The organism is Halorubrum sp., from assembly GCF_046498025.1.
Classification (GTDB): domain Archaea; phylum Halobacteriota; class Halobacteria; order Halobacteriales; family Haloferacaceae; genus Halorubrum.
The window spans coordinates 65638-84494 of the sequence record NZ_JAWOBM010000015.1; the positions used below are offsets into that span (position 1 = coordinate 65638).

Consider the following 18857-nt stretch of genomic DNA (forward strand, 5'->3'; position numbering starts at 1 on the left):
CTCCAGATGGAGGTCATCGTCCCGTTCTCGACCGACCGACCCAAGTCGCGGCTCTCCGGCGTCCTCGACCCCGACGAGCGGGCCGCGTTCGCGCGGGCGATGCTCCGCGACGTCCTCGACGCGGTCGCGGCCGCCGACGGCGACCCCCGGGTGCTCGCCACCGGTCCGGTCGCCGCCGACCTCCCGTGTCCCGTCGAGGTCGACGAGCGCCCACTGACGCCCGCGGTCAACGCGGCGCTCGACGCGGGGGTGGGAGACGGCCAGGAGGGCGATCCGGACCCCGTCGCGGTGGTCATGGCCGACCTCGCGCTCGCGACGCCGGCGGCCCTGCGGGAGCTGTTCGCGGCCGGTCGCGAGGCCGACGTCGCGATCGCGCCAGGGCGCGGCGGCGGCACCAACGCCGTCGTCGCCGCCCACCCGGCGTTCCGGGTCGACTACCACGGCGCCTCGTACCTCGACCACCGGCGAATCGCGGCGGACGCGGGACTGAGCGTCGAGATCGTCGACTCCAACCGCCTCGCGACCGACGTGGACGAGCCGGCGGACCTCGCGGAGCTGCTGATCCACGACGGGGCCGACGACGGCGAGACCCGGGCGGCGCGGTGGCTCCGCGACGCCGGCTTCGGACTCGACGCGGCGGACGGTCGGGTGGGCGTCGTGCGGGAGTGACCGGGCGAGACGGGGCCAGACCTGGCCGGGAGGCGCGCCCCGACGGACGCGCTCGGATCCGCGACCGCGATCCTTTTTGAGGCCCGCCCGTGAGAGGCGAACGTGTTCACGGCGGCCGAGGAGTACGGGATCGACCTGTCGATCGACGCGGAGCGCGTCGAGCGGCTGCTGTCGGTGACCCCCGCCGACGTCGAGCCCGCCGAGCGGCTCACCTTCGCGCGGAACGTCTTCGTCCCCCTGACGACCGCCTGTCGGTACACCTGCACCTACTGCACCTACTACGACGTGCCGGGCGAGGCCTCGCTCCTGTCGCCCGCGGAGGTCCGCGAGCGCTGTCGCGTCGGCGCCGACGCCGGCTGCACGGAGGCGCTCTTCACCTTCGGCGACGGGCCGGACGAGCGGTACACCGCGGTTCACGACCGGCTCGACGAGTGGGGGTTCGACTCGATCCACGAGTACCTCTCCCGGGCCTGCGAGATCGCCTTAGAGGAGGGGCTCCTCCCGCACTCGAACCCCGGCGACCTCACGGAGGCGCACTTCTCCGCCCTCCGCGAGGTGAACGCCTCGATGGGCGTCATGCTGGAGACGACCGCCGACGTCGACGCCCACAGCGGCGGCCGGCGCAAGACCCCGGGTCAGCGGCTCAACACGATCCGGGCGGCGGGCCGACAGGGCGTGCCGTTCACCACCGGCATCCTCGTCGGCATCGGCGAGGACTGGCGCGATCGCGCGGAGAGCCTGCTCGCGATCCGAGAGCTCCACGAGCGTCACGGCCACGTCCAGGAGGTGATCGTCCAGAACGTCGTCCCGAACGAGCGGTCGGACTTCGCGAAGCCGGACGCCGCCACGATGCGCCGGGCGGTCGCGATGGCCCGGGCCGCGCTCCCGCCAGAGGTGTCGGTGCAGGTGCCGCCGAACCTCTCGCCCGCGAGGGGCCTCGTCGACTGCGGGATCGACGACCTCGGCGGGGTCTCGCCTGTGACGGACGACTACATCAACCCCGCCTACGCGTGGCCCGACCTCGACGGGCTCCGGTCGGTCGCCGACGCCGGCGGGATGACGCTCCGCGAGCGACTCCCCACCTACGCGCGATACCTCCCGGACGACCTCCGCCCGGCGGGCGTCGACCCCGCCCCGACGCCGACCGGCCGCGACGCGTGGATCCCGCCCGCGGTCCGCGACCGGATCCGCGAGGGCGACGTTCACGGCCGGCGGCTCCGGGGCGTCGCCCGCGGTGACGGCCCGCTCGCGGTCCGCAGCGACTGAGGGCGGCGATCGTCGCCCGACCGCGGCGACCGAGAGCGATGGTCGCCGCCTGATCGCGGCGACCCGAGTCGGCGCCGAACCCCGCATAAACAACTGCGCTGCCAGTAGCTTCTTTAAATACCTCTCCGAATGAGAGCGTGATGCTACCACTACAGTTCGGCGGGTTCGGATTGAACGCGGCCCTGGCGGGGATCCTCTTCTCGGTGGCGCTGTTCCTCGTCGGGTTCGTCGGCGTGTTGCTGCTGGGGAGGGTCGTGCTCGTGCCGGCGGTCAGGCGGGTGTTGGGATCCAGGGGGTTCGACGACGCGGTCCGGAGCCTCGGGACGAGCGTCGCGAACGCGGTCGTCTGGGTTGCGGCGATCGCCATCGGGTTCACGATGGCCGGCTACGGCGCGTTCCTCTCGGCGTTCGCCGTCTTCGGCGGCGCCATCGCGCTCGCGGTCGGCTTCGCCGCGCAGGACCTCCTCGGTAACTTCGTCGCCGGGATCTTCATCCTGAAGGACAAGCCGTTCGAGGTCGGCGACTGGATCGAGTGGGACGGCAACTCGGGTCGCGTCGAGGACATCGACCTCCGGGTCTCGCGCGTCCGGACGTTCGACAACGAGCGGATCACGGTGCCGAACGGCGACCTCGCGAATAACGCCGTCACCAACCCGGTCGCGTACGAGACGCTGCGGCAGAAGTTCGTCTTCGGGATCGGCTACGACGACGACATCGCGCAGGCGACCGACATCATCGTGGAGAAGGCGGAGGCCCACGAGGAGATCCTCGACGACCCGGGCGTCTCGGTCCGACTCGTCGAGCTCGGCGACTCGGCCGTGGGGCTCCAGTCGCGCTGGTGGATCGCGGACCCGGACCGCGGCGACTTCGTCCGCGTGCGCTCGGAGTACGTCACCGCGGTGAAGGAGGCGTTCGACGAGGCCGGCATCGACATGCCGTACGTCCACCGGCAGCTCACCGGGAGCGTCGAAGTGCTCGAGTCGGTCGCCGACGAAGAGTAGGCGTCGCGCCGGCTACTCCGCGGACGCGTCGTCCGCCGCCTCCGGCCGGTACTGTCGACTGACCGCCTGCCACCGGTTCGACCTGAATCGCGCGAGGTTCAGTCCGGCCGGCACCAGCTTCTCGGCGATCACCGCCGCGTACAGCCCGCCGACGCCCAGCGGCGTCACCAGCCCGAGCAGGGCGGCGGGGAGCGCGACGACGTACAGCCCGACCATCGAGGCGAGGAACGGCCACCGGGTGTCGCCCGCCCCGCGGAGCGAGCCGGTCACGGAGCCGTCGACGCCGAGCGGGACCGCGGAGACGGCGGCGACGACGACGAACGCCGCGGTCGCCGACACGGCCGCCGGGTCGTCGACGAACACGCCCGCGATGGGGTCGGCGGCGGCGACGACGACGGCCGACGCGAGCACGTAGACGACCGCCGACAGCCGGATCACGTCGCGACCGTACTCGGTCGCGAGCGCCTCCTCGCCCGCGCCGAGTCGCTGCCCGACGAGGGTGCTCGCGGCGATGGAGAAGCCCCAGCTGAAGCTCCCGAGGAGCGCCCGAACGCGCCGCCCCACTTCCAGCGCCGCGACGGTCGCGGAGCCGAACGATGAGGCGATCCACAGGAGCGGGAAGACCGCGACGCCCTCGGCCACCCGACGCCCGATCAGGGGCGCGGAGACGCGGAGGAGCTGCCGGACTAGGTCGGCGTCGATCCACGGTCCGGCGCGGCCCACCGGGACCGGCGAGGCGCCGTGACCGAAGTACGAGCGTCCGGTCATCCCCCACGAGAGCGCGATCCCGACGGCCGCGATGGAGACGGCGGTACCCAGCGCCGCGCCGAGCACGCCGAGGCCGACGCCCAACACGAGCCAGACGGTGAGCACGACGTTCAATAGGGCGCCGCCGGCGCGGACCACCATCGGGGTGAACGTGTCGCCGACGCCGGCGTAGGTGCGGCTCGCGATCATGTTGAAGAACTCGAAGGCGAGCGCCGGCGCGGTGACGACGAGGTAGATCGTCCCGGCCCGAAGGGCGGTCCCCTCGCCGCCGACGAGCGCGATCAGGGGCTCGGCGAACGCGACGAAACCGACGACGATGGGCGCGACGAGCGCCAGCGAGACGACCAGCGACCCCTTGACGACGAGCGCGGCGCGGTCGTTCTCGCCGCCGCCGTAGTTCTGCGAGACGAGCGACACCGTCCCGCCGGCGAGCCCGATGGAGACGAACTTCGCGAGCTGCCAGTACGCGAACGCGAACGCCAGCCCCGCGACCGAGGGCGCGCCGAGCGCGATCCCGACGACCGCCAGGTCCACCGTGTTCTTCGACATGATCGCGAACCCGGTGACGATCCGGGGCCACGCCAGGTCGAGGGTCTCGCCGAGCCGGCCGCGGTCGATGACGCCGGCGCGGTCGAGACCGTCCGCCGTCGCGGAGCCGAGCCGGGAGAGGGCGGCCCGGAGTCGAAGGGCCGCGGCCCGGAGACGTGATCGCATCGACTCCGGTAGGAACCGCGACGGTTTGGGTCTGTCCCACCGCCGGCGACTCGGCTGTCCGTGACCGTGATCCGGCAGTTCGCGACGGCGACCCGCCTCGGGGGCTTTGACCCCTCCCGATCCCGGCTCGAGCGGTACCTTTTCGGTGTAACCACCCAAAGGTACCACTAATGAATCACACGGAGTGGCGGACGTACCTCGTGACGCAGGCGAGCCGGTCGGCGGATCGCGACACCGAGACGGTCGTCGAGGCGGCGCTCGCGGGCGGCGTCGACGCGGTCCAGCTCCGCGAGAAGGACGTGCCCGACGCGGAGCGGTACGCGGTGGGCCGACGGGTGCGCGAGCTCACGGCCGACGCCGGGGTCCCGCTGATCGTCAACGACCGGATCGACATCGCCGCCGCGGTCGACGCCGACGGCGTCCACCTGGGGCAGTCCGACCTGCCGGTCGAGGTGGCCCGCGAGCAGTTAGGGGACGAGGCGATCGTGGGGCGCTCCGCCTCGACGGTCGAGCAGGCCCGAGCCGCCGAGGACGCGGGCGCGGACTACCTCGGCGTCGGCGCCGTCTACGGCACCGACTCGAAGGACGTCTCCGGCGACCGGAACGGGATCGGCACCGAGCGGATCGCCGCGGTCGCCGACGCGGTCGACGTCCCCGTGATCGGGATCGGCGGCATCGACGCGAGCAACGCGGCGGCGGTCGTCGAGGCGGGCGCGACCGGCGTGGCGGCGCTGTCGGCGATCACGGCCGCGGCGGACCCGGAAGCGGCGACCGCGGCGCTGCGAGAGGCGGTCAGGGGCTGACGACCGGCCACGGCGACCGCCGAACGGCTTCGAGGCTTCGGACGCGGTCAGACATCGCGTTCGAACTCCGGCTCGAACAGCCGCGCCGACATCGGCGCCGGGTCGCCGTCGGTGAGGTTGTACTCGGAGAAGTCGGTGACTCCCGCCTCGCGGAGCAGCGCCTCGTCGTAGAAGCTCTCGCCCGTGCACTCCGACGGGTCGCGCGCGAGGATCTCCAGCACCGCGTCGGAGACGACCGCCGGGGTGCGCCAGTCGTCCTCGGTTCCGAGCCCGAAGTAGCGGGTCGCGCGGGTGTCGACCGTCGTCACCGGCCAGAACGTGTTACAGCCGACGTCGTCGCCGGCCAGCTCCTCGGCGAGCGAGAGCGTGATGTACGACATCCCGAGTTTCGACCACGCGTACGGGGCCATCCCCGGCGAGCGGTCGGTCACGACCGGCGGCGAGTTCGACAGCAGCCACGCCCCGTCGAGCCCCGCGAGGTGCTCGGCGAACGCGTGCGCGACGAGGTGGGTCCCGCGGACGTTCACCTCGGTCAGGAGGTCGAACCGGTCGGCCGGCAGGTCGGCGATATTCGCCAGCTGAATGGCGCTCGCGTTGTTGATGACGATGTCGACCTCGCCGAAGCGATCGATCGCTTCCTCGACGACCGCCTCGACGCGGTCCTCGTCGCGGAGGTCGAGTTCGAGCGCGAGCGCCTCGGCCCCGCGGTCGCGCACCTCGCGGGCCGTCTGCTCGATCGTGCCCTCGAGTTCGGAGTCGTCGTCGTCGGTCGTCTTGCCCGTCGAGACGACGTCACAGCCGCGGTCGGCGAGCGCGAGCGCGAGCTGTTTGCCGATGCCGCGGGTCGTTCCGGTGATGAACGCCGTCGAGCCCGAGAGGTCGGGGTCCGCGAGTGCCATACCCCTCGTTCGGCCGACCGAGGGATAATTCTCGGTGTCCGAGCGGCAGAGTCGGTGATGCGATATTTAAACACCTGAGAGCGGCGACGACGATCGCTTATTAACGAACGATGCGGGGGCGCGTGCCGGTGAGCGGCCCGTAGGGCCGTGAACCGCCCGCGCGAGGTCGCCGGCGCGTAGCGCCGGCTGCCAGAGAATCTCCGATTCTCGCTGGACGCGGTGAGCGCTCGAAGAGCGCGAACCGCGAGGCTGGGGAGGCGTGAGGTGCGGTGCTGTGCGGGGTGGGACTTTGGAGACGTTCGCCCCGGATTCGATGTCAACGAGGTATAGCCGAGCGGCTGGGGCTTTAGACCTCTTCGCAGTCGATCCAAACTCGATCGCGTCCTATCGCGTCGCCGACTTCCACTCGCGCAGGCCCAATCGCTCGCCGTTCAGTTCGTCGGCGGGCGCCTCGGTGGCCGCCCACACGAACAGCGGTGCGACGCTCTCGGGGTCGCGGGCGCGCTCCATCCCGGTGAGGTCGGTCGCGACGAGCCCCGGGTCGACGACGCCGACCGTCGCGTCGAGGTCGGCGGCGAACCCGCGCGCGACCGCCTCGGCCGCGGCCTTCGAGACCGCGTACGCGCCCATCCCGGCCTTCGACTCGTGCGCGACCGAGCCGGACGGGACGATCACCCGCGCGTCGTCCGCGAGGTGCGGGACCGCCTCGGCGATAGTCGCGAAGGCGCCCCGGGCGTTGGTGCGCATGGTATCGTCGTAGTCGGCGTAGCTGACCTCGTCCGTCGGGCGCTCCCCCGGCGCGCCGTGGAAGACGGCGGCGTTCGCGAACAGGACGTCGATCGGCCCGCCCTCGCGGGCGGCCCGCTGGAAGAAGCGCTCGAGGTCGAACTCGTCGCGGACGTCGACGCGCGCGCCCCAGGCGGTCCCCGCGACCGAGTCCCCTCCGTCGCCGTCGGCTCCCTCGGCGTCACCCCCGTCGGCCGCTCCGCCGTTCAGCTCCGCGACGGTTCGATCGACGGCGTCGCCGTCGCGCCCGGAGACGGCGACGAACGCCCCCTCGTCGACGAACGCCTCCGCCACCGCCCGCCCGATTCCGCTCGTTGCGCCGGTGATCGCGACCGTCGGATCCATGTGGGGATCGGTAGGGGCGTCCGCGACTTAGGCGTACCCACTCCCCGCGTCGGATCGAGCGCGTCCGCGGTTCGCGTCGGGGCCGCCCCGCCCCGTCTTCCCGGTATTTATACCGCCGCCGCCCCTACGATCTCACATGGACGTGGCCCCGGACATCGACGCCGTGGCCGGCGAGTCCGTCGTCGTTATCGGCGGCGGATTCGGCGGCCTCTCGACAGCGTGTTACCTCGCGGACGCCGGCGCGGACGTGACCCTCTTGGAGAAGAACGAACAGCTCGGGGGACGCGCCAGTCGGCTGGAGGCCGACGGCTTCCGGTTCGACATGGGCCCCTCGTGGTACCTGATGCCGGACGTGTTCGAGCGCTTCTTCGGTCACTTCGGCCGGTCGCCGGACGAGTTCTACGAGCTGGAGCGCCTCGACCCGCACTACCGCGTGTTCTGGAAAGACGGCGACAAGGTCGACGTGCTGCCGGACCGCGAGGCGAACAAGCAGTTGTTCGAGGAGTACGAGCCCGGCGCGGGCGAGGCGTTCGAGGCGTACCTCGACGAGTCGGAACGGACGTACAACATCGGCATGGAGCACTTCGTGTACGAGGACCGCCCGCGGCTGCGCGACTACGTCGACAAAGACGTGCTCAGGTACTCGTGGGGACTCTCGCTCCTGGGCAAGATGCAGGGGCACGTGGAGGACTACTTCGACCACCCGAAGCTCCAGCAGCTGATGCAGTACACCCTCGTGTTCCTCGGCGGCTCGCCGTACAACACGCCGGCGCTGTACAACCTGATGAGCCACGTGGACTACAACATGGGCGTCTACTACCCCGAGGGCGGTATCGGCGCCGTCGTCGACGGGATCGTCGAGCTCGGCGCCGACCTCGGCGTCGAGTACGTCACCGACGCTGAGGTGACGAGGATCGAGGGACGCCGGGGCGGGTTCGCGGTCGACACCGTCGACGGCGAGCGCTACCTCGCGGACCTGGTCGTCTCCGACGCCGACTACGCGCACACCGAACAGGAGCTGCTCCCGCCGCGCAAGCGGCAGTACACGGAGGAGTACTGGGAGTCGCGGACGTACGCCCCGTCGGCGTTCCTGCTGTACCTCGGCGTCGAGGGCGACGTGCCGGACCTCGAACACCACACGCTGGTGCTGCCGACGGCCTGGGAGGGGCACTTCGAGCAGATCTTCGACGACCCGTCGTGGCCCGACGACCCCGCGTACTACCTCTGTGTCCCCTCGGAGACCGACGACACGGTGGCGCCGGAGGGCCACAGCAACCTCTTCGCGCTGGTCCCGATTGCGCCCGGACTGGAGGATACCCCCGAGCTCCGCGAGTCGTTCCGCGACCTCGTGTTGGACGACATCGCCGAGAACACCGACACGGAGCTCCGCGACCGAATCGTCTTCGAGGAGTCCTTCTGCGTCGACGACTTCGCCGACCGGTACAACAGCTATCAGGGGAGCGCGCTCGGGCTGGCGCACACGCTGCGGCAGACCTCGCTGCTCCGACCGTCCCACGCCTCCGACGCGGTCGACGGGCTCTACTTCACGGGGTCGACGACGACGCCCGGCATCGGCGTCCCGATGTGTCTCATCAGCGGACAGCTGACGGCCGAGACGGTCTCGAAAACGACGTGAACGACGCCGTGACCGACACAGCGACCGACGCCGACCGACGGTCGATCGCCGGGGACCTCCGGTACCTGCTGGTGCTGTCGCGGCCGCGGTTCTGGCTGTACCTCGCCGGGCCCGTCGCCGTCGGCGTCACGTACGGCATCGCCGACGTGGGCGGGCTGTTCACGCCGACGACCGTCGCGCTGGCGGCGTACTTCCTCGTGCCCGCGAACGTCTTCCTCTACGGCGTCAACGACGCGTTCGACGCTGACATCGACGAGCTGAACCCCAAGAAGGAGGACCGCGAGGCGCGCTGGCGCGGGAGCCGCCTCGTCGCCGTCGCGGTGTTCGCGTCGGCGCTCGCGGGGCTCGCCACGTTCGCGATCACGCCGCGGGTCGCGTGGCCGTACCTCGCCGGGTTCCTCCTGCTGTCGGTCGGGTACAGCGCGCCGCCGGTGCGGTTCAAGACGACGCCGTTCCTCGACTCCGCCTCGAACGGCCTCTACGTGCTCCCCGGCGCGGCCGCGTACGCCACGGTCGCGGGGGTCCACCCGCCGCTCGCGGCGCTGGCGGGCGCGTGGCTCTGGACGATGGGGATGCACACGTTCTCCGCGATCCCGGACATCGAACCGGACCGCGCCGCCGGGATCCGAACGACGGCGACGCTGCTCGGTGAGAGGCGGACGTACGCCTACTGTCTCGCGTGCTGGGCCGCCGCCGCGGCCGCGTTCGCCGCGGTCGACCTCCGGCTCGGCGCGCTGCTCGGCGTGTACCCGGTCTTCGTCGCGTGGGTCGCCGCGTCGTCGGTGTCGGTCGACCGCGCGTACTGGTGGTTCCCGGCGCTGAACACCGCCGTCGGCACCCTCCTGGCGATGGGGGGCCTCTGGCGCGTCTACCCGGTCACGGAGGTGCTCGCGTGAGCGACGAGTCCCCCGAGTCGGTTGCCGCCGGCGCGAGTGAGCTCCGCGCGCGGCTCCCCGACACCCGCCGCGGGGCGGAGGCACTGCTCGACCGGACCGTCCGCGAGAACCGGTTCACCATCGCCGTGCTGTTCCCGCTGGTCGGCGCGCTCGCCTTGGTCGGCAGCGCGGAGGGGTGGGTGCCGGAGCCGTTCGCCTTCCACCCGTGGTTCGTCCTGTTCGGCGTGCTGGTGATGCGCTCGCCGCTCGTCGTCGGCGTGTTGCCCGCGCTCGACCGGCGCGCGCTCGGGTGGATCGGCGTCCTGATCGCGTACACCTACGTAATCGAGCTGATCGGCGTCGCCACGGGGTGGCCGTACGGCAGCTTCGAGTACACCGTGGACCTCGGGCCGATGCTCAGCGGCGTGCCGGTCGCGCTCCCGGTCTTTTTCATCCCGCTGGTGGTCAACGCGTACCTGCTGTGTCTCCTGCTCTTGGGATCGCGGGCGTCGAACGGCTGGCTCCGGCTGGCGTCGGTGATCGCCGCGGTCGTCGCCATGGACGTGGTCCTCGACCCCGGCGCGGTCTCGCTCGGCTTCTGGAGCTTCGGCGGCGGGAGCTTCTACGGCGTCCCGCTCTCGAACTACGCCGGGTGGGTCCTGTCGGCGACGGTCGCGGTCGTCACGCTCGACCGGGCGTTCGCGGGGACGACGCTGCGCGACCGGCTGCGCGACTGCGAGTTCATGCTCGACGACATGGTGAGCTTCGTGATCCTCTGGGGCGGGATCAACCTCTGGTACGGCAACCTCCTGCCTGTCGCCGTCGCCGCCGCGTTCGGCGTCGGCCTCCTCCGCGCGGACCGGTTCGACGCGGGGCTGTTCACGCCGTGGGGGTAAGACGCCGCGGCCGGCGCGGAGCTGTTCGTGCCGTGGGGGCGAGACACCGCGACCGACGCGAAGTGCGGCGATCCGCGCTCCGTCGCCCCGACTCGGTATCTCTTATATACGGTCGTCACCTTCTCGGAGACATGAGCGTTCAGGAGAGTCGCGGACGGCACGTCGGGGCGGGGGAATGAGTCGGCTGGCGATCGAGTACGGCACCCACGAGCGCGTCCGGGAGGTCGTCGATCGGCTGACGTACTGCGCCGAACACGTCAGCGTCGAGTTCGACGGGTGGGAGGAGCCGCACGTCAAGGGACCGGGGCTGTACTTCGCGGTCGTCGCCGACCGCGACTTCGGCGCGTACGCCGACCCGATGGGCGACAACCGGTGGCCCCGCGAGAGTTGCACGACGGTGTTCGACGAGGAGGCGTTCATCAGCGCCGTCGGCCCGGTGAGCGTCGGGCAGGACGGCGGTATCGTCGTCTCGGTCGACGGAGAGATAGAGGAGCAGATGGTCCGGTTCCGCGACCTGGGCACCCGGAGCGGGGAGTCCGAACTCGTCGACGACGTGAGCTACGAGCCGTGGATGGGCTCGCGGCACATGAGCGCGATCGAGACCTCGGTCCGGCCGGAGGTCGTGGCGACGGTGACCCTCAGCGAGGAGACGGGGCGCGTGAGCGTCTTCCGCGACGGGGAGGCGGAGTCGATGCGGCGCCACGAGATCGGCGGCGAGTGGCGCGCGGAGTGAGCACCGGCCGGCGCGTTGCGGTTCGCCGCCCGCGTTTCCAGCCCCCGAGTGCGAGGCCCCATCGTTAATGCGCCGCCCGTCGAACCGACGCGTATGTACGACCATATCCTGGTGCCGACCGACGGAAGCGAGGCGGTCGACCGCGCGCTCGATCACGCCCTGCGACTGGCGAGCGACCACGACGCGACCGTCCACGCGCTGTACGTCGTCGACCGACGGATCGCGACCGCGAACTCCGGCGACCTCCACGACGAGATCGTCGAGGACTTGCAGACGCAGGGCGAGGAGGCGGTCGCCGCGGTCGCCGACCGCGCCGAGGACGCGGGGCTCGACGTGGAGACGCACGTCGTGCGGGGGACGCCGGACACGGAGATCGTCTCGTACGCCGACGAGCGCGGGATCGACGCGATCGTGATGAGTCCGGAGGGGAAGTCCCCCCGCGAGCGGATCCGGTCGCTCGGCAGCGTCTCCGACCGCGTCGCCGACGACGCGACCGTGCCGGTGTTCCTCATCAAGTGAGCCGTCCGGCGTTCCGTCGGGGCGCGGCGGGACCGCCGCCGCGGACGGGAGGGCACCACATCGCTATATAACTGTGATCGACGCCTTCCGAATCGCTCGCTCGGCGGCCGCGGGCGATCGACGGCCACCGACCGCGGGCGATCGACGGCCACCGACCGCGGGCGATCGACGGTCACCGGCCGCGGATCAGTGGACCAGTCCCACGTCGTGCACGTGTCGTTTCAGCGCCGCTTCGGTCTCGAACGCCTTTCCACAGGCCTCGCAGACGTGCTCTTCGTCTCCCTCGTCCCCGTCGTCTCCCCCTTCCTCGTCGTTCGTTGTCATATAGCACGAGTGCACGCAGCGGGCAAAAGCTCTTATTCACGGTCGCGGGACTGTCGGGAAACCGGGAGGACGGACGCTACTCTCCGATAGCCGCGACCGCCTCCCGAAAGAGGCCGTCGAGGATCTCCGGCGTAGTGGGGTGATACGCGCGGTCGGGCACGTCCCTGACGTCCGTCCCCGTCTCGACGAGTATCTGCATCGTCTTCGCCATCGCGTCGGCGTGGTAGTGGAGCCCCTGGTACCCGAGGATCGTCCCGTCGGTACCGACGACGAGTCGGGCGAGCCCCTCCGGGACGTTCTTCGTCTTAAATACACCGTCGCTGGCCGCCTCTCGGGTGACGACGCGGTGGTCGACGCCGACCGCCTCGGCCGACGCCGCCGAGTGACCGACGCGGGCGAACGGGAGGACGCCGAGCCCGGAGAACACGACGTGGTGGTGGACGTTCTCGTAGTCGACGAGCGCGTCGCCGTCGCGGTGCCGCAGAACGTTCTCGGCCGCCGTCGCTCCCTGCTCCTTGGCCACGTGGAGGATCGGCTCCTTCCGGTTGGCGTCGCCGACGACGAAGACGCGGTCGTCGTCGCGGGCCTGCATCGCGTCGTCGACCCACCCTCGGCCCGGATCGAGGCGCGTCTCCTCGAGTCCGAGCCGGTCGAGCGTCGGGCGACGGCCGGTGAACGCGAACAGCCGGTCGGCCTCGATCGCCGTCTCCTCGCCGTCGCGGTCGACGTGGAGCCTGACGCCGCCGTCGTCGGTCGGCTCGACCCGCCGCTCCGTCGTGCGGGTGAGCACGTCGATATCGAACGCGTCTCGGTAGTGCTCGAGCAGCGCGTCGCCGAAGGGGTCGTCGGCCTCGTCGAGCGGTCTGGCGTCGTGCTCGATCACCGTGAGGTCCATGCCGGCCGCCTCGCTGAGGTACGGCACCAGCTCCATGCCGATGTACCCGAATCCCATGACGACGCCCGAGTCGCCGAACGCGGTCGCGTCGAGCACGTCCGCGCTCGTGGACGCCTCCACGTCGTCGATCCCCGGCAGCGACGGGAGGTTCGGCGTCGACCCGGTCGCGATCACGACGTAGTCCGGGTCGAGCGTCCGGTCGCCGACCGCGAGCCGGCCGTCGTCGACGAACCGCGCGGTGTCGCGGAGGAACGTGACTCCGTCTCGTTCCGCGAGGTCGTTGACGGCGGCGCGGCGGTGCGCGGCGAAGTTCGAGACGTGCTCGTCTTTCCGCGCCACGACGGCCTCCAGGTCGACGTCCGGAAGCGGGCCGGAGAGCCGGTCGTCGTGTCGCGCCGCGAACCGGTGTTCGGCCGCCGACAGCACCTCTTTCGAGGGCATGCACCCGCGGAGGATACAGAGGCCCCCGCCCGGGTCGCCGTCGTCGACCAGCGTCAGTTCGATGTCGGGGTCATCCGCGAGTCGCTCGGCGACGGCGACGCCGGCGCTCCCGTAGACGCCGACGACCGCGACGTGCGTTGACATACTCCGACTCTTTCGGTCGGCCCACATAACCGTTCCGCGGAGCGGTGACCGACCGACCCGATCGTCGCGTGTCGGTCGCGCGTCGCCGCACGCGCCGGCACAACACGCTTAATTGCTCCTGTCACCGTCGGTGATCCACGATGCGGCGCACGGAAGACCGATCTCGAACGAGAGGGGGACCAGTACGAGAGTCCAGAGCCGGGAGGAAACCGTCGGCGCCCGCTGTCGGAACGGGGGATCGCAGCTGATGGAGCTCACCGTCCTCGGCTCCGGCAGCGCGATGCCCGTCCCCGAGCGCGCGCAGGCCGGCTACCTGCTCGACGACGGCGACCGGTCTCTCCTCGTCGACTGCGGCAGCGGCGTCCTCCAGCGGCTCGCCGCCACCGAGACCGGCTACGAGGGGGTCTCGACCGTCCTCCTGACGCACCACCACCTCGACCACGTCGCGGCGCTGCTCCCCCTGTTGAAAGCGCGGTGGCTGGCGGGGGCGGAGCATCTGGAGGTGGTCGGCCCGGCGGGCACCAAGTCGCTCGTCGACGGCCTCCTCGACGTGCACGACTACCTCGACGGCCGGGTCGACCTGGCGGTCCGGGAGGTGTCGGCGGCGCGCCCGTTCGCGGCGGCCGGCTTCGACGTCGCCGCCCGCGAGACCCGCCACTCGATGGCGGGGCTGGCGTACCGCGTCTCGCCGCCGAGCGCGGACGCCGACCCCGCGGACGGCCCGCTCACGCTCTCGGGCGACACCGAGGCGTTCGCGGGCATGGCGTCGTTCGCCGACGGGAGCGACGTGCTCGTCCACGACTGCTCGTTCCCGGACGGCACCGACGTGTCGAACCACCCGAACCCCACGGAGTTGGGCGAGTCGCTCGCGGGCGTCGACGTCGAGGTCCTCGTCCTGTCGCACCTCTACCCGCATACGGGCGGCCGAGAGCGCGAGATGGCCCGGAGCGTCCGCGAGGCGGGATTCGAGGGCGACGTCGAGGTCGCGAGCGACGGGCTCCGCGTCGATATCTGAGCGGGCGGAGCGCTCGAGCGGACGAAGCGCTCCGGCGGGCGAAGCGCCCGAGCGGACGAAGCGCTCCGGCGGGCGAAGCGCTCGAGCGGGCGGAGCGCCAGCGGAGCCGGTGCCGCGTGCGCCCGATGCCGCGTCCGTTCGACGTAACCGTGGACAATTACGTAGCGTCACGATCGACCCAGATGTTTAAGCGATTCCACACGCTCCCTTCGTGCATGGCCGGTCCACTCGCGGACGACTTCGGACGAGAGGTGACGGGGGTGCGCGTCTCGCTCACCGACCGGTGTAACTTCGACTGCGTCTACTGCCACAACGAGGGGTTAGGCGACACGCGGGGGCCGATGGAGCCGAGCGAAGACGAGATGAGCGCCGACGACGTGGTCCGCTTCCTGGAGGTCGTTGAGGGGTACGGCGTCGACTCGGTGAAGTTCACGGGCGGCGAGCCGATGCTCCGCCAGGACTTAGAGGAGATCATCGAGCGCACGCCCGATTCGATGGAGGTGTCGATGACCACCAACGGGACGTTCCTCCCCGGGCGCGCCGAGGACCTCAAGGCGGCCGGACTCGACCGAGTGAACGTCTCGCAGGACGCGCTCGACCCGGACGACTTCGCGGAGGTGACGAAGTCCGGCGCCTACGAGCAGGTGCTGGAAGGCGTTAAGGCCGCCGTCGACGCCGGGCTCGACCCCGTGAAGCTCAACATGGTCGTGTTCACGCACACGGCGGGGTACGTCGAGGAGATGGTCGAGCACGTCGCCGACAACGAGGGGCTCCAGCTCCAGCTCATCCAGTACATGCCGGAGCTGACCGGCAAGCCGGAGTGGAACATCGACATCGGGCGGGTCCACGACTGGCTCGCGGACATCTCCCACCGCGTCGAGCACCGCGAGATGCACGACCGCAAGCGGTACTTCGTGGGCGACGACGACGGCGGCATGGTCGAAATTGTCGACCCCGTCGAGAACGAGGACTTCTGCGCGAACTGCGGCCGCGTCCGCGTCACCCACGAGGGGTATTTAAAGGGATGTCTCAACCGCAACGACGACCTCCGGTCGATGGGCGAGATGACCCGCGGGGAGATCGCCGAGACGTTCGAGGCGGTCGTCGCCAACCGGGTCCCCTACTACGGCGAGTACCTGATCGAGAACGACGACGGCGAGTACGAGCTCAACGAGAAGTACCTGGGAACGCCGAACGCGGCGGACTGAGAGGGGAAAGAGGAATCCGTCTGTCCTACTGAACGTTCCGGTTCGCGCTCCCGTCGCCCACGATCGTGGCTGATATAAGACCGGAAAGTACGCATGCCGGCTCCCGCGAGCGACCGAAGGGAGCGAGTGGGAGTACACCGCGCTCGTTAACGACTGAAAGAGAACGAGCACGATGGGATTCGAACCGAAATCAGACGTGCTCGCTCGCACCGCTCGCTGCGCGCGACTGATAGGGTTCGAATCCCCATATCGTCACTGCTCACTTCGTTCGCAGATGACGAGCACGATGGGACTCCCGCGAGCGACCGAAGAGAGCGAGTGGGAGTACATCGTGCTCGTGAACGACTGAAGGAGTGAACGAGCACGATGGGATTCGAACCCACGACCATCGGATTAGAAGTCCGACGCTCTATCCTGGCTGAGCTACGTGCCCTCGTGCTAAATTCGATCCCGCGTATAAAAAACGCCGACGGTTCGCACCGACGGGCGTCGGCAACAGCAGACCTAAGTCCGGCACGGGACTACTCCGCGCCAATGAACGTCATCGGAACCGTCGGCCTCCCCGGGAGCGGAAAGGGGGAGGCGGCGAACGTGGCCGAGGCGGCGGGCATCCCGGTCGTCGTGATGGGCGACGTGATCCGGGCGGAGTGCCGCCGCCGCGGGCTCGATCCGGCCGAACACCACGGGCGGATCGCGCAGGCGCTCCGCGAGGAGGAGGGCGACGACGCCATCGCGGCGCGGACCCTCCCGCTGATCCGCGAGGCCGCCGCCGAGAGCGACCGCGACGCCGTCCTCGTCGACGGCCTGCGCTCCACCGTCGAGCTCGAGCGCTTCCGCGAGGCGTTCGGCGACGACTTCACGCTCGTGGCGATCCGGGCGCCCTTCGAACTGCGCGCCGAGCGGCTCGACGCCCGCGGCCGCGACGACTCCGACTCCGACCAGGAGGCCCTCCGCGAACGCGACGAGCGCGAGATCGACCTGGGCCTCGGCGACACCCTCGAGCGCGCCGACGTCGAGATCGACAACACGGGCACGCTCGCGGCGTTCCGGACCCGCGTCCGGGAGGTGCTGGGCGTCGTGGACGACGAAGAAGCGGGCGACGCGACGGAGTCGAACGCGGCCACGAGCGACAGGGCAGAGTCGAACGCGGCCACGAGCGACAGGGCGGAGTCGAACGCGGCCACGAACGCCGGAGGTGACGGCGCGTGATCTACAGCATCGACGTGCGGATCGAGGCCCCGGTCAACGATACGGAGGTGACCGACCGGGTCGCCGACGCGGTGCGGAACGTGTTCTCGGACGCGGAGCTGGTCCACGAGGACGGCCACCTCGTCGCCGAGGCGCACACCCTCGACGCCTTCTCCGACGTGCTCCACGAGCAGGAGATCCTCGACACGGCCCGCCGGGTGTTCCTGCGGAACAGTACCGACGACGGGTTCTCCTTCTCCTTGAAGAAGCAGGCGGCGTTCGAGGGCGTAGTCAACTTCGCGGTGGGCGAGCCGGACGAGCTCGGCGAGATCGACGTCGACGTCCGCGTCCGCGAACCCGACGTCGAGGCGTTCATCGACTACGTCGCGCCGGAGACCGACGACGGCCGGCCGGTCGACCCGGTCCGGGAGTACGGCGACCGGTTCGACCCCGGAGACGGCTACTGAGTTCCGGGCGGTCGCCCGGGCCGTCGCTCCTCCCGCTCGCTCGTTCAGTCGCTCAGCAGCGTCGCGCCCGCGCCGCCGACGGCGCCGAAGACCGCCGGGTACACCGCGCCGGCGAGGAGGACGGCCGTGACGAGGTCGGGCGCGACGGTCCCGTCGCCGACCGAGTACCGGAAGAGGAACGCGCCGAGCACGGCCAGCGGGAGGTACCCGACGAGGACGAACGCCCCGGCCTTCGCGCCGTCGACCGGCTCCGTCGCTCCGGCGACCCGACCGGCGACGAGCCCGGCGACGACCAGCAGGACCGGCGGGACGACGTACAGCAGCGAGAGCGACCCGCCGTCGGCCTGCGAGATGAGGTTCGTCACCTGTGAGCCGCCGACCAGCGACGGCACCCGGGTGTCGACGAAGTGTCCGTTGTAGAACACCCACCCGACCGCCTGCCACGTCGGGATGGGGTCGCCGCCGAAGAGGTCGGCGAAGGCGTTGAACCCCGCCAACTGGTCCTCGATGGCGCTCGCCTGCGTGACGTACGCGAACAGGTACCCGAGGACGTACGCGGCGGCTCCCGCGGCCGCGCCGCCGACGATTCCGGTCGTGCCGCTCGTTCGGTCGGAGACGGACATGTACCCCGAGTCGTCTCGGCCGTTATAAGTGTTTGTTGGCTCGCGGTGAACGCGTGAAAAAACGCGTTCCAGACGCCAAGACGCTCGACATCCGTCAGCTCGTCGCCTCGCGCCACTCTTCCTGCGAGATCGTGTAGCGCACCTCGTCGTGCTATAAAATCCTCTCTCCACATCTCTACAAAACTTTGTAAGTTATCTATTTTTGAAATAACCATTTTACCGTGTGTTTTCTTAATAACGGTGGGTCTGATACCGACCATAGATTTTAACCTGGCTTGAGTTAATCTTTTTATACCAAAAAAAGATTTTATTTCATCTCTCAACTGATTAATCCTCTCTTTAGGTATGTTGATATCGTCTCTCAATAAAGTAGATGCCATCTTACTATACCTAAAAAGTTTATTCTTTTTAACTTCTCCGTTTATAGGGGCATTATATTTAGATGATAGTTCAAGTTTTAATTCATCTGCATATCTTTCATATTTTTCATGACAAGAAACACACACAGATAGAACATCATGAAAGTTATGAGACTTTATTTGAAGTGGGAAATACTTTTTATATAAAGAAGGAACAACATGATGCTTAGTTAAAAATTCTTTACCACCACAAACAACACATTTATTTGACATCTCAGAAAGG

Annotated in this window: 20 protein-coding genes and 1 tRNA gene; 14 read left to right on the top strand and 7 right to left on the bottom strand. The window is 69.7% G+C overall.

Going from position 1 to position 18857, the window contains the following annotated elements:
- Nucleotides 1-6 precede the first annotated feature (6 nt).
- The 3 genes from cofC (at nt 7) to R6U01_RS03120 (ending at nt 2936) form a co-directional block, all read left to right on the top strand.
- Entirely contained in the window at nt 7-669 is a 663-nt protein-coding gene (gene cofC / locus R6U01_RS03110; protein WP_410284998.1) for a 2-phospho-L-lactate guanylyltransferase, read from the top strand.
- A 102-nt stretch (nt 670-771) separates the two neighbouring features.
- A complete protein-coding gene (gene cofG, locus R6U01_RS03115) occupies nt 772-1935 on the top strand; it encodes a 7,8-didemethyl-8-hydroxy-5-deazariboflavin synthase subunit CofG (protein WP_410284999.1) in 1164 nt (387 codons plus the stop codon).
- Nucleotides 1936-2075: 140 nt separating this feature from the next.
- Nucleotides 2076-2936 (top strand): mechanosensitive ion channel family protein, encoded by an 861-nt coding sequence (locus R6U01_RS03120; protein WP_410285000.1) that lies wholly within the window; start codon nt 2076-2078, stop codon nt 2934-2936.
- A 12-nt stretch (nt 2937-2948) separates the two neighbouring features.
- On the opposite strand, the gene R6U01_RS03125 is transcribed toward R6U01_RS03120, so the two are convergent.
- Nucleotides 2949-4418, bottom strand: coding sequence for an MATE family efflux transporter (locus R6U01_RS03125; protein WP_410285001.1), 1470 nt, complete (start codon nt 4416-4418; stop codon nt 2949-2951).
- Nucleotides 4419-4588: 170 nt separating this feature from the next.
- On the opposite strand from R6U01_RS03125, the gene thiE reads away from it, so the two are divergent.
- Nucleotides 4589-5221 (top strand): thiamine phosphate synthase, encoded by a 633-nt coding sequence (gene thiE / locus R6U01_RS03130; protein WP_410285002.1) that lies wholly within the window; start codon nt 4589-4591, stop codon nt 5219-5221.
- Nucleotides 5222-5268: 47 nt separating this feature from the next.
- Here the strand turns inward: thiE and R6U01_RS03135 are convergent, their stop codons facing one another.
- Nucleotides 5269-6120 (bottom strand): SDR family oxidoreductase, encoded by an 852-nt coding sequence (locus R6U01_RS03135; RefSeq protein ID WP_410285003.1) that lies wholly within the window; start codon nt 6118-6120, stop codon nt 5269-5271.
- Nucleotides 6121-6504: 384 nt separating this feature from the next.
- The gene (locus tag R6U01_RS03140) at nt 6505-7251 is read right to left on the bottom strand and encodes an SDR family oxidoreductase (protein ID WP_410285004.1); all 747 of its coding nucleotides are present in this window, start codon (nt 7249-7251) and stop codon (nt 6505-6507) included.
- A 136-nt stretch (nt 7252-7387) separates the two neighbouring features.
- Between R6U01_RS03140 and R6U01_RS03145 the strand changes: the two genes are divergently transcribed.
- From R6U01_RS03145 to R6U01_RS03165, 5 genes are all read left to right on the top strand, one after another.
- Complete coding sequence (locus R6U01_RS03145) at nt 7388-8887, top strand: phytoene desaturase family protein (protein WP_410285005.1); 1500 nt, start codon at nt 7388-7390, stop codon at nt 8885-8887.
- Nucleotides 8884-9783, top strand: coding sequence for a prenyltransferase (locus R6U01_RS03150; RefSeq protein ID WP_410285006.1), 900 nt, complete (start codon nt 8884-8886; stop codon nt 9781-9783). The genes R6U01_RS03145 and R6U01_RS03150 overlap by 4 nt, the downstream gene beginning before the upstream one ends.
- Nucleotides 9780-10658, top strand: coding sequence for a bisanhydrobacterioruberin hydratase (gene cruF, locus R6U01_RS03155; RefSeq protein WP_410285007.1), 879 nt, complete (start codon nt 9780-9782; stop codon nt 10656-10658). The genes R6U01_RS03150 and cruF overlap by 4 nt, the downstream gene beginning before the upstream one ends.
- Before the next feature lie 175 nt (nt 10659-10833).
- The gene (locus R6U01_RS03160; protein ID WP_410285008.1) at nt 10834-11391 is read left to right on the top strand and encodes a hypothetical protein; all 558 of its coding nucleotides are present in this window, start codon (nt 10834-10836) and stop codon (nt 11389-11391) included.
- Between the two features lie 93 nt (nt 11392-11484).
- On the top strand, nt 11485-11910 hold the full coding sequence (locus tag R6U01_RS03165; RefSeq protein WP_410285009.1) for a universal stress protein: 426 nt from the start codon (nt 11485-11487) through the stop codon (nt 11908-11910).
- 186 nt (nt 11911-12096) lie between these two features.
- Here R6U01_RS03165 and R6U01_RS03170 read toward each other — a convergent pair whose 3' ends face one another.
- The gene (locus tag R6U01_RS03170; protein ID WP_410285010.1) at nt 12097-12234 is read right to left on the bottom strand and encodes a hypothetical protein; all 138 of its coding nucleotides are present in this window, start codon (nt 12232-12234) and stop codon (nt 12097-12099) included.
- Between the two features lie 76 nt (nt 12235-12310).
- The gene (locus R6U01_RS03175) at nt 12311-13714 is read right to left on the bottom strand and encodes a dihydrolipoyl dehydrogenase family protein (protein ID WP_410285011.1); all 1404 of its coding nucleotides are present in this window, start codon (nt 13712-13714) and stop codon (nt 12311-12313) included.
- A gap of 247 nt (nt 13715-13961) precedes the next feature.
- Between R6U01_RS03175 and R6U01_RS03180 the strand changes: the two genes are divergently transcribed.
- The 3 genes from R6U01_RS03180 (at nt 13962) to R6U01_RS03190 (ending at nt 16286) form a co-directional block, all read left to right on the top strand.
- Nucleotides 13962-14729 (top strand): MBL fold metallo-hydrolase, encoded by a 768-nt coding sequence (locus R6U01_RS03180; protein ID WP_410285012.1) that lies wholly within the window; start codon nt 13962-13964, stop codon nt 14727-14729.
- Nucleotides 14730-14944: 215 nt separating this feature from the next.
- Entirely contained in the window at nt 14945-15937 is a 993-nt protein-coding gene (moaA, locus tag R6U01_RS03185) for a GTP 3',8-cyclase MoaA (protein ID WP_410285013.1), read from the top strand.
- A gap of 172 nt (nt 15938-16109) precedes the next feature.
- On the top strand, nt 16110-16286 hold the full coding sequence (locus R6U01_RS03190) for a hypothetical protein (protein ID WP_410285014.1): 177 nt from the start codon (nt 16110-16112) through the stop codon (nt 16284-16286).
- Between the two features lie 9 nt (nt 16287-16295).
- Here the strand turns inward: R6U01_RS03190 and R6U01_RS03195 are convergent.
- Nucleotides 16296-16370, bottom strand: a tRNA-Arg gene (locus tag R6U01_RS03195).
- Nucleotides 16371-16471: 101 nt separating this feature from the next.
- Between R6U01_RS03195 and R6U01_RS03200 the strand changes: the two genes are divergently transcribed.
- Both R6U01_RS03200 and R6U01_RS03205 read left to right on the top strand, forming a co-directional pair.
- The gene (locus tag R6U01_RS03200; protein WP_410285015.1) at nt 16472-17146 is read left to right on the top strand and encodes an AAA family ATPase; all 675 of its coding nucleotides are present in this window, start codon (nt 16472-16474) and stop codon (nt 17144-17146) included.
- Complete coding sequence (locus R6U01_RS03205) at nt 17143-17592, top strand: RNA-binding domain-containing protein (protein WP_410285016.1); 450 nt, start codon at nt 17143-17145, stop codon at nt 17590-17592. Before R6U01_RS03200 ends, R6U01_RS03205 begins: the two co-directional genes overlap by 4 nt.
- Before the next feature lie 44 nt (nt 17593-17636).
- Here the strand turns inward: R6U01_RS03205 and R6U01_RS03210 are convergent, their stop codons facing one another.
- Nucleotides 17637-18215: a transporter gene (locus R6U01_RS03210; RefSeq protein ID WP_410285017.1), complete on the bottom strand. Its 579-nt coding sequence runs from the start codon at nt 18213-18215 to the stop codon at nt 17637-17639.
- Nucleotides 18216-18857: the final 642 nt, after the last annotated feature.

Coding starts and splice junctions, on each gene's coding strand:
- R6U01_RS03170 (WP_410285010.1), bottom strand. CDS start 12,234: ATGACAACGAACGACGAGGAAGGGGGAGACGACGGGGACGAGGGAGAC.
- cofC (WP_410284998.1), top strand. CDS start 7: ATGGAGGTCATCGTCCCGTTCTCGACCGACCGACCCAAGTCGCGGCTC.
- R6U01_RS03160 (WP_410285008.1), top strand. CDS start 10,834: ATGAGTCGGCTGGCGATCGAGTACGGCACCCACGAGCGCGTCCGGGAG.
- R6U01_RS03175 (WP_410285011.1), bottom strand. CDS start 13,714: ATGTCAACGCACGTCGCGGTCGTCGGCGTCTACGGGAGCGCCGGCGTC.
- thiE (WP_410285002.1), top strand. CDS start 4,589: ATGAATCACACGGAGTGGCGGACGTACCTCGTGACGCAGGCGAGCCGG.
- R6U01_RS03200 (WP_410285015.1), top strand. CDS start 16,472: ATGAACGTCATCGGAACCGTCGGCCTCCCCGGGAGCGGAAAGGGGGAG.
- R6U01_RS03190 (WP_410285014.1), top strand. CDS start 16,110: ATGGGATTCGAACCGAAATCAGACGTGCTCGCTCGCACCGCTCGCTGC.
- R6U01_RS03180 (WP_410285012.1), top strand. CDS start 13,962: ATGGAGCTCACCGTCCTCGGCTCCGGCAGCGCGATGCCCGTCCCCGAG.
- R6U01_RS03125 (WP_410285001.1), bottom strand. CDS start 4,418: ATGCGATCACGTCTCCGGGCCGCGGCCCTTCGACTCCGGGCCGCCCTC.
- R6U01_RS03135 (WP_410285003.1), bottom strand. CDS start 6,120: ATGGCACTCGCGGACCCCGACCTCTCGGGCTCGACGGCGTTCATCACC.
- R6U01_RS03165 (WP_410285009.1), top strand. CDS start 11,485: ATGTACGACCATATCCTGGTGCCGACCGACGGAAGCGAGGCGGTCGAC.
- R6U01_RS03140 (WP_410285004.1), bottom strand. CDS start 7,251: ATGGATCCGACGGTCGCGATCACCGGCGCAACGAGCGGAATCGGGCGG.
- moaA (WP_410285013.1), top strand. CDS start 14,945: ATGGCCGGTCCACTCGCGGACGACTTCGGACGAGAGGTGACGGGGGTG.
- R6U01_RS03120 (WP_410285000.1), top strand. CDS start 2,076: ATGCTACCACTACAGTTCGGCGGGTTCGGATTGAACGCGGCCCTGGCG.
- R6U01_RS03145 (WP_410285005.1), top strand. CDS start 7,388: ATGGACGTGGCCCCGGACATCGACGCCGTGGCCGGCGAGTCCGTCGTC.
- R6U01_RS03210 (WP_410285017.1), bottom strand. CDS start 18,215: ATGTCCGTCTCCGACCGAACGAGCGGCACGACCGGAATCGTCGGCGGC.